This is a genomic window from uncultured Candidatus Thioglobus sp. (assembly GCF_963981275.1).
GTDB lineage: Bacteria > Pseudomonadota > Gammaproteobacteria > PS1 > Pseudothioglobaceae > Thioglobus_A.
In genome coordinates this window covers 1-4132 of the sequence record NZ_CAXCCZ010000055.1, presented here as the reverse complement: position 1 = coordinate 4132, position 4132 = coordinate 1, and the positions used below count along the sequence as shown (strand labels likewise).

Annotated in this window: 3 protein-coding genes; all 3 read left to right on the top strand. The window is 40.4% G+C overall.

The window, feature by feature from the left end; all coding sequences use genetic code 11:
- Positions 1-121 precede the first annotated feature (121 nt).
- A complete protein-coding gene (locus ABNR88_RS06945) occupies positions 122-2542 on the top strand; it encodes an efflux RND transporter permease subunit (protein ID WP_291929247.1) in 2421 nt (806 codons plus the stop codon).
- Complete coding sequence (locus tag ABNR88_RS06940) at positions 2542-3348, top strand: outer membrane lipoprotein-sorting protein (protein WP_291929250.1); 807 nt, start codon at positions 2542-2544, stop codon at positions 3346-3348. Before ABNR88_RS06945 ends, ABNR88_RS06940 begins: the two co-directional genes overlap by 1 nt.
- A 3-nt stretch (positions 3349-3351) precedes the next feature.
- The coding region (locus tag ABNR88_RS06935; RefSeq protein WP_348670227.1) for a DUF1302 family protein at positions 3352-4132 on the top strand (781 nt) is incomplete at its 3' end.

Below are 4132 nucleotides of genomic sequence, written 5' to 3'. Positions count from 1 at the left end.
GTGATTAGATTAGTGCGGGATTCGCTACCCTAAGTAGCCCCTATATTTTGTAATCTAAGTAAAAACCTCAGGTTAATTTGGATTACAATTGCTAAACTTTTATGAATTGGAAATAGCTATTATGAACTGGCGTCATCGAACCGAAAGAAAATTTGAAAGTTTTTCAGATTTAATTTTTACCCATAGTAAAAAAACCATTCTGGCTATTTTATTATTAGTGGCGGCCTTTGGTACGCAACTGCCAAATTTGACAATGGACACCTCTACAGAAGGGTTTTTGCATAAAACTGATTCTATGCGTGTGGCTTATGATGAATTTAGAGATCAGTTTGGCCGGGACGAAAAACTCCTGGTTGCCATCAAAACAGAGAATGTTTTTGATCTGAACTTCCTCAAAAAGCTAGAAAAACTGCACAAAAAACTTGAAGCAGAGTTGCCTTATATTACGGACGTAAATTCCCTGATTAATGCAAGAAACACTTATGGTGATGAAGAAAGTCTGATTGTTGAGGATTTGTTCGAAGTCTTGCCAGACTCGCAACAACAGATTGAGCCGCAAAAACAAAGAGCGCTCAACAATCCTTTGCTAGAAAACTTATTATTTAGTGAAGATCAGACCTTTGCCACTATTGTGATTGATACTCAAACCTACTCTTCTTTTGATGCAGAGGGTAAGCTAGTAGTCGAGCAGGAAGAAGACGAGTTTGCAGATGAGCCAATTAATGTTGCGCCTGCAGCAAAGCTCTATTTGTCAGATGCTGAAAACACCGTTATTGTTAAAAAAACTCAGGACATTGTTAAAGATTTTGAGGCAGAGGATTTTAAAATATATCTGACAGGATCGGCGGTTATTGCCGGCACCTTGAAACAAAGTATGCAAGCAGATACCAAGAGTTTTGTGCAAAAGATGGTGGTCGCAATTATTATCGTTTTGGCATTATTGTTTAAGCGCGCGTCAGGTGTATTTTTGCCACTCATCGCAGTAACATTCACCATTTCTGTAACCCTGTCATTAATGGCCATGACGGGAACGCCATTTACCATTGTGACCCAAATCATGCCCTCATTTTTGTTGGCTGTTATCACTGGTGGTGCCATTCATTTGCTGGCCATTTTTTACAAAGACCTAGCCAAAACTCATGATAAGAAACCCTCTTTGCGTTATGCCATGGGTCATTCCGGCCTTGCCATTGTCATGACCTCTCTGACAACTGCAGCGGGACTGTGGTCTTTTTCTTTTTCAGAATTATCGCCTGTTGCTGATCTAGGCGTGTTTGCTAGTAGTGGCGTCTTAATCGGTCTGCTGTTTAATTTAGTTTTATTGCCAGCAATTATTGCCAGTATGAAAATCAGACCACATACAGCCAAAGAAGATGCACAAGAACACACACAGATGGACAAAATGTTGTTGAGTATTAGTCGTATTTCAACTGGCTATCCAAAAGCTATTATTGCCATTAGTGGGCTGATGATTGTGGTGGCGATCGTCTTTGCCTCACAGCTTAGGTTTTCGCATTACCCACTGGTTTGGTTTCCAGAAGATCACGCCTCAAGAGTGGCAACCGAGGTGGTGGACGATAAACTCAAGGGCTCGATCACACTAGAGATTGTGATTGATACTGGTAAAGAAAACGGCCTGTATGATCCGGCTATGCTCAATAAAATCCAAAATGCTACAGATTATTTGAACAGTATTCAAACCGATACTTATTTTGTCGGAAAAACCTTAAGTTTGGTTGATGTGCTTAAAGAGACTAATCGAGCGCTCAACGAAAACCAAGCAGAATTCTACAGTATCCCTCAAGATAAAGATTTGATTGCCCAAGAGCTGTTTTTATTTGAAAATAGTGGCAGTGATGATTTGGAAGATTTTGTTGATGCCAGTTTTTCAAAGGCACGTATTACAGTTAAGGCGCCGTATATTGACGCGCTTGAATATAACGGCTTTATTACGCAAGTTCAACAGCAACTTGATCAAGAGTTCAAGGGTGTGGCGACAGTACAGCTCACTGGTATCACCACCTTATTGTCAGTGATTATGGAGAAATCTATTCATTCGAGTGCAGTTAGCTATGTGATTGCTTTTGGCCTAGTCACTATCATGATGGTACTGCTCATTGGCAATATCAAAATTGGTCTGATTAGTATGATTCCAAATATTTTACCAATCCTATTCTTGTCAACCATTATGGTAGTTTTCGACATGCCACTAGATATGTTTACCATGTTGATTGGTGCTATTGCCTTAGGCCTAGCAGTCGATGATACGGTGCATTTTATGCATAACTTTAGACGCTATGAGCTTGAGCATAATGATGTTGATAAAGCAGTAAGACTGACACTTATGGGTACTGGTAGGGCAATTACAGTGACATCAATTGTGCTTTCAGTTGGATTCTTGGTACTGTTGTTTGCCTCAATGAGCTCAATGTTTAATTTTGGTATATTGACAGCCAGCGCAATCTTTATCGCGCTACTGGCTGACTTCTTCTTGGTACCCGCTATCATGAAGCTGATGATTCACAATAAAGGAGATTTGTAATGAAAAAACTACTATTAGTAACGTTCAGCGCCCTACTAGGTGCGTCTAGTGCGTTTGCCGCAGATCAGGCTCGCAGTATTATGGATAAAGCAGATGCTAGAGACGATGGTGCGAGCATGGTGTCCACCATGCAAATGACGCTGATTGATAAAAACAATAAGCAGCGTATTCGTCAAATGCGTACGTTTTCAAAAGATGTTGACGCCAATACCGAGCATAAAACCATTTTCTTTTTATCACCTAGCGACGTTAAAAACACCTCGTTTTTAACCTACGACTATAGTGGCGATGATAAAGACGATGATCAATGGATGTATTTACCGGCATTGAAAAAAACCAAGCGCATTCCAGCCAGTGATAAAGATGCAGCTTTTATGGGTAGTGATTTTTCGTATTCAGATATGACCGATAAAGAGTTGGATGATTACACCTATAAACTATTGGGTGAAAGCACTATTAAGCGTACCCAGGGCGAGGAGCAGGTTTGGAAGATTGAAGCGTTGCCAGTGAATCAGGCGGTGATTGACGAAACAGGCTACACCAAGAGTGTTTTGTATGTGCGCAAGGATAATTATGTACTAACCCGTGCGAAGTTTTATCTGAAAAAAGCCAGCCGTATTAAATATATGGATGTGAGAAAAATGGAAGAAATTGATGGTATTTGGGTGGCTATGCAAACCACTATGACCACCAAGCAGGGCAAACAAACGCTACATAAAACCATTTTGACCAATTCCGCGGTTACGGTTAATACGACTATCGATAGTGATATTTTTACCATTCGAGCTATTGAAAAAGGCCTATAAATAATGAAAAGATTGATGATTGGTGCCACCCTACTGCTGTCACTAGTGGCCAATGCTGAAGATGGTTTTGATGACGACGGCTTTGATACCGAGCCGGTCGTTATTGCTGTTGATCATGCGCCTGAAGCTAAAGGGCTGTTATATGGCTCGTTTGATATAGAGGCGCATTACAATGTTAATAATGACCAGGATCTATCATCACTCAAATCTTTGGTGGATGTAATTGGCGAATATAAGCTAGACAATGGTAACAAAATCAAGGGAAATCTTCAGGGTTATCACGATTTTATCTATGATTTAGATGGTAGTAATTACATCGCAACGCCAGATGGATACGAAAACGAGATCAACCTAAACGAGCTAACACTGGAGGGCAGTCTTAATTCAAAGCTAGATTTCAAAGTGGGCAGGCAAATTGTGGTTTGGGGTAAATCAGACTCAATCCGTATTACCGATGTCTTAAATCCGTTGGACAATCGTACGCCTGGCTTGGTTGATATTAAAAATCTGCGTCTAGGACGCACCATGAGCAAACTGGATTATTATGTAGATGAGTATAATTTTTCAGCCATTGCCCTACATGAAAACCGTTTTACGAAGAATCCCGCTCAATATTCAGACTTTAAATCAACGCCTGATAAGGCCACTAACACACCTGACGACAGTTTAGATAATTCGGGCATCGCCTTGAGTTTAACAGGTGCATTTGAAGGCTACGACATGGGGCTGTATTTTGCAGATACGTACGTTGATAAAGCCTATTTAAAAGGCGATATACTTCAAT